The organism is Pseudomonas sp. BF-R-01 (assembly GCF_019946615.1).
In the GTDB taxonomy this organism is placed as follows: Bacteria; Pseudomonadota; Gammaproteobacteria; order Pseudomonadales; family Pseudomonadaceae; genus Aquipseudomonas; species Aquipseudomonas migulae.
Map to the genome: position 1 here is coordinate 1 of NZ_JAGYFX010000190.1, position 4,871 is coordinate 4,871.

At 59.2% G+C, this 4,871-nt stretch carries 5 protein-coding genes; 2 read left to right on the forward strand and 3 right to left on the reverse strand.

All coding sequences use genetic code 11. From position 1 onward, the window contains the following. A partial coding sequence (locus KGB27_RS30870; RefSeq protein WP_223557357.1) for a DUF808 domain-containing protein occupies positions 1-787 on the reverse strand: 787 nt, incomplete at its 3' end. A gap of 134 nt (positions 788-921) precedes the next feature. Here KGB27_RS30870 and KGB27_RS30875 point away from each other — a divergent pair. Then, the gene (locus tag KGB27_RS30875) at positions 922-1,527 is read left to right on the forward strand and encodes a TetR/AcrR family transcriptional regulator (RefSeq protein ID WP_008039884.1); all 606 of its coding nucleotides are present in this window, start codon (positions 922-924) and stop codon (positions 1,525-1,527) included. A 128-nt stretch (positions 1,528-1,655) separates the two neighbouring features. Here the strand turns inward: KGB27_RS30875 and KGB27_RS30880 are convergent, their stop codons facing one another. Together KGB27_RS30880 and KGB27_RS30885 are read right to left on the reverse strand one after the other, a co-directional pair. Further along, on the reverse strand, positions 1,656-2,114 hold the full coding sequence (locus KGB27_RS30880) for an REP-associated tyrosine transposase (protein ID WP_223557358.1): 459 nt from the start codon (positions 2,112-2,114) through the stop codon (positions 1,656-1,658). Positions 2,115-2,325: 211 nt separating this feature from the next. Beyond that, on the reverse strand, positions 2,326-2,766 hold the full coding sequence (locus tag KGB27_RS30885; protein WP_008026773.1) for a GlcG/HbpS family heme-binding protein: 441 nt from the start codon (positions 2,764-2,766) through the stop codon (positions 2,326-2,328). Between the two features lie 267 nt (positions 2,767-3,033). Here KGB27_RS30885 and gcl point away from each other — a divergent pair, with 267 nt between their 5' ends. Then, positions 3,034-4,809 (forward strand): glyoxylate carboligase, encoded by a 1,776-nt coding sequence (gene gcl, locus KGB27_RS30890; RefSeq protein ID WP_008026775.1) that lies wholly within the window; start codon positions 3,034-3,036, stop codon positions 4,807-4,809. Positions 4,810-4,871: the final 62 nt, after the last annotated feature.

A 4,871-nucleotide genomic window follows, 5' to 3' on the forward strand; every position in this document is an offset into this window, starting at 1 on the left:
CGCTGACACTTTCAATCCAGTGATGCACCACCGGCACGCCGTGAGTGAGAATCCCGCCACCGACCAGGAACATCGCCGCCGTCCCGATCACCGACAGGCTTTTCATCATGTACGGCGCCGCACGCAGAATCCCGCCGCCAATGCTTTTGGCCATCTGGCCGGGCTTCTGGGTCAGCCACAGACCGAGGTCATCGAGCTTGACGATGCCGGCTACCAGGCCGTAGACGCCGATGGTCATGACGATGGCAATGCCCGACAGCACGATGACTTGCTGGGTCAGCGACGCATCGGCCACGGTGCCAAGGGTGATGGCGATGATTTCGGCCGAAAGAATGAAGTCGGTACGGATGGCGCCCTTGATCTTGTCCTTTTCGAACGCCACCAGATCGACCGCCGGATTCGCCACCGCTTCGACAAGCTCGGCATGCTCGACCTGGTCTTCAGCCTTGCTGTGGAGGAATTTGTGCGCGAGCTTTTCGAAACCTTCGAAGCACAGGTAGGCGCCGCCGACCATCAGCAACGGCGTGACCAGCCACGGAATGAATGCACTGATCGCCAGCGCCGACGGCACCAGAATCAGTTTGTTGAGAAACGAGCCCTTCGCCACGGCCCAAACGACCGGGATTTCCCGTTCGGCACGTACGCCGCTGACCTGCTGGGCATTGAGCGCCAGATCGTCACCGAGCACGCCGGCGGTTTTCTTGGCGGCCATTTTGGTCATCAACGCCACATCGTCGAGTACCGCGGCAATGTCGTCGATCAGCAACAGTAAACTGCTTCCTGCCATGAATCAGGTGTCCTTCTGGAATGAATGCTGCGCAGCATAGCGCGGCCGAGCGCCACATGGGGCATTCTTGAGCGCCGCGCGAGGCCGGTGCTACCATGCGCAACCGCCAGAACAGGCAAGGAACCACCTGGTTTATGAGCACTATCCGCGAGCGCAACAAAGAACTGATCCTGCGTGCCGCCAGTGAAGAATTTGCCGACAAGGGCTTCGCTGCGACCAAAACCAGTGACATCGCAGCCAAGGCGGGATTGCCCAAGCCCAACGTCTACTACTACTTCAAATCCAAGGAAAACCTCTACCGCGAGGTTCTGGAAAGCATCATCGAGCCGATTCTGCAGGCCTCGACGCCGTTCAACGCCGACGGCGTGCCCAGTGAAGTGCTGAGCGGCTACATTCGCTCGAAAATCCGCATCTCCCGCGATTTGCCCTTCGCCTCCAAGGTGTTCGCCAGCGAAATCATGCACGGCGCCCCGCACCTGAGCGCCGACCTGGTCGAACAACTGAACAGCCAGGCGAAACACAACATCGACTGCATCCAGACCTGGATCGACCGCGGGCAGATCGCCCCCATCGACCCCAACCACCTGATGTTCAGCATCTGGGCCGCGACCCAGACCTATGCCGACTTTGACTGGCAGATTACTGCCATCACCGGCAAGGCCAAGCTGGATGAAGAGGATTATGAAGCGGCGGCGCAGACGATTATTCGGTTGGTGCTGAAGGGGTGTGAGCCGGACTGATAGACCGCGGTGCGGCCATCGCTGGCGAGCCAGCTCCCACAGGGATTTGTGTCGTCCACAGTATTTGAACTCAACAGAGAAACCTGTGGGAGCTGGCTTGCCAGCGATGAAGGCGACTCGGTGCCGACTCAAATCCAGATGGCATCCCACAGCGGATAGTCGCCAAGCTTTTCAACAAGCCCGGCCCGCAACGGGTTTGCCACGACATACCGGGCCAATTTCACCAAATCCTCCTCCCGCCTCAACGCTCGGTCGTGATAACCCTGCTGCCAAAGCGGTCCACTTCTACCAATCGAAAAATTCACCTCCCTCGTAATCAGGGATTTAGTCTGGCGCATCAGCTTTCTAAGCGAACAGTTTTCCAATTCGACCAGCCAATGAAAATGATCGGGCATGACGACCCAAGCCAATGACTTTGCCAATCCGAGATTTTGTGCCCGGCAGAATTGGTGAACGACCAATCTACCTAACGCGAAGTCGGCAAAGATCGGCTCGCGATCCAGAGTGTTGGTGGTCAGTAAATAAATTCGATTGGGCTCGGCATAGCGGCCGGCTCGCAGGCGATGTGATGCGGGAAAACTGGGCATTCCTTTGCCTCTCTCATGATGAGTTCATGAAGAGGCTAGACCTGGAAACACTGAGCGGTGATACACACTTTTAGCTGGATGTGTCTGGCAGATAGCAATCGCTGGCAAGCCAGCTCCCACAGGGTCTGTCGGTGTCCGCAAAATATGTGAATACCGACAGACCCTGTGGGAGCTGGCTTGCCAACGATGACATTTGTTCAGACGCTGAAGATCAAGCACTCACCCCAGCATCCGCCCGCAACCCCAACGCCTCGATCGCATTGATCGCACACTGCTCATCAACATCCGACAAATCCCCGCTGATGCCCACAGCTCCCAGCACATTGCCGTCCTGATCCCGAATCAACACACCGCCCGGTGCCGGCACCACGCTGCCCTGCCCCAGGCTGTTCAACGCCGCGATAAACGCCGGGCGCTGCTGGGCGTCCAGCGCCAGCAGGCGTGAGCCTTTGCCCAGCGCAATGGCGCCCCAGGCTTTGCCGATGGCGATCTGCGGGCGCAGCAGGCTGGCGCCGTCTTCGCGTTGCAGGGAAACCAGGTGTCCGCCGGCATCCAGCACGGCGATGGTCAAAGGGGCCGCGTTGATTGCACGCGCGGCGGAGATGGCCTGACTGGTCAGGTTGACTGCCACTTTCAAGGTTAAAGCGCTCATGGTGCCGTCCTCATTTTGTTATAGGGAAAGCGGAAGGACTGCGCGTTTTCATCGCAGCCCGATGCAACAAATAGAACACAATGAGTTAATTTTTTGTATACAATAATTATCGAAAAGCGCCGCATGCGACGAAAAGCCACAGCAGAACAGGCTTCCGACGAATGAAACAGTCGCTTGAGAAAATGGATTGACCTGCGCCGTCCGCCGTGAATACACTCTGCGCAAAGCCACTTGTATACAATTACAAAACGTAAGAGGCACAAAACCATGAGCAAAATGAGAGCAATCGAAGCCGCCGTTCTGGTGATGCGCCGCGAAGGGGTTGATACCGCTTTTGGCATCCCCGGTGCCGCCATCAACCCGTTGTACTCCGCCCTGCAAAAGGTCGGCGGCATCGATCACGTCCTCGCTCGACACGTTGAAGGCGCGTCGCACATGGCCGAGGGCTACACCCGCACCAAGGCCGGCAACATCGGCGTGTGCATCGGCACTTCCGGCCCGGCCGGTACTGACATGGTCACCGGGCTCTACAGCGCCTCGGCCGACTCGATCCCGATTCTGTGCATCACCGGGCAAGCACCCCGCGCCCGTATGCACAAGGAAGACTTCCAGGCTGTCGACATCACCACCATCGTCAAGCCAGTGACCAAGTGGGCGACCACGGTCATGGAACCGGGCCAGGTGCCGTATGCGTTCCAGAAAGCCTTCTACGAAATGCGCTCCGGCCGTCCAGGCCCAGTGCTGATCGACCTGCCGTTCGACGTGCAGATGGCTGAAATCGAATTCGACATCGACGCCTACGAACCGCTGCCACTGGCCAAGCCAACCGCTAACCGCGTGCAAATCGAGAAGGCCCTGGCCATGCTCGATCAGGCCGAGCGTCCATTGCTGGTCGCCGGTGGCGGCATCATCAATGCCGATGCCAGCGAGTTGCTGGTGGAATTCGCCGAGCTGACCGGCATTCCGGTGATCCCGACCCTGATGGGCTGGGGCACGATCCCGGACGATCACCCGTTGATGGTCGGCATGGTGGGCTTGCAGACTTCGCACCGTTACGGCAACGCCACCCTGCTGAAGTCCGACGTGGTACTGGGCGTCGGTAACCGTTGGGCCAACCGCCACACCGGCTCGATCGACGTGTATACCGAAGGCCGCAAGTTCATTCACGTTGACATCGAGCCGACGCAAATCGGCCGCGTGTTCAACCCGGACCTGGGCATCGTCTCCGACGCCGCTGCCGCGCTGACCGTGTTCATCGAAGTCGCCCGCGAATGGCAAGCCGCCGGCAAACTGAAAAACCGCAGCGCCTGGCTGCAAGACTGCCAGCAGCGCAAAGCCAGCCTGCAACGCAAGACGCACTTCGACAACGTGCCGGTCAAACCGCAGCGCGTTTACGAAGAGATGAACCAGGTGTTCGGCAAAGACACCTGCTACGTCAGCACCATCGGTCTGTCGCAGATTGCCGGCGCGCAGTTCCTGCACGTCTACAAGCCGCGTCACTGGATCAACTGCGGTCAGGCCGGCCCGCTGGGCTGGACCATTCCGGCTGCACTGGGCGTGGTCAAGGCCGATCCGAACCGCAAGGTTGTGGCACTGTCGGGCGACTATGACTTCCAGTTCATGATCGAAGAATTGGCGGTGGGCGCGCAGTTCAAGCTGCCGTACATCCACGTTGTGGTAAACAATTCGTACCTGGGGCTGATTCGTCAGGCCCAGCGCGGTTTCGACATGGACTACTGCGTGCAGCTGTCCTTCGATAACCTGAACGCTCCGGAACTCAACGGTTACGGTGTCGACCACGTCGCGGTTGCCGAAGGCCTCGGTTGCAAGGCGCTGCGTGTGTTCGAACCGGCTCAGATCCAGCCTGCACTGCGCAGGGCCCAGGAGCTGATCGAAGAGTTCAAGGTGCCGGTGATCGTCGAGATTATTCTGGAGCGCGTGACCAACATTTCCATGGGCACCGAGATCAACGCCGTCAACGAATTCGAAGACCTGGCGCTGGTCGGCAACGATGCGCCGACCGCGATTTCGCTGCTCGATTAACAGCTGACCGCCTCCCCCCTGTAGGAGCGAGGCTTGCCCGCGAAGGCGTCGTGCCATTCAAC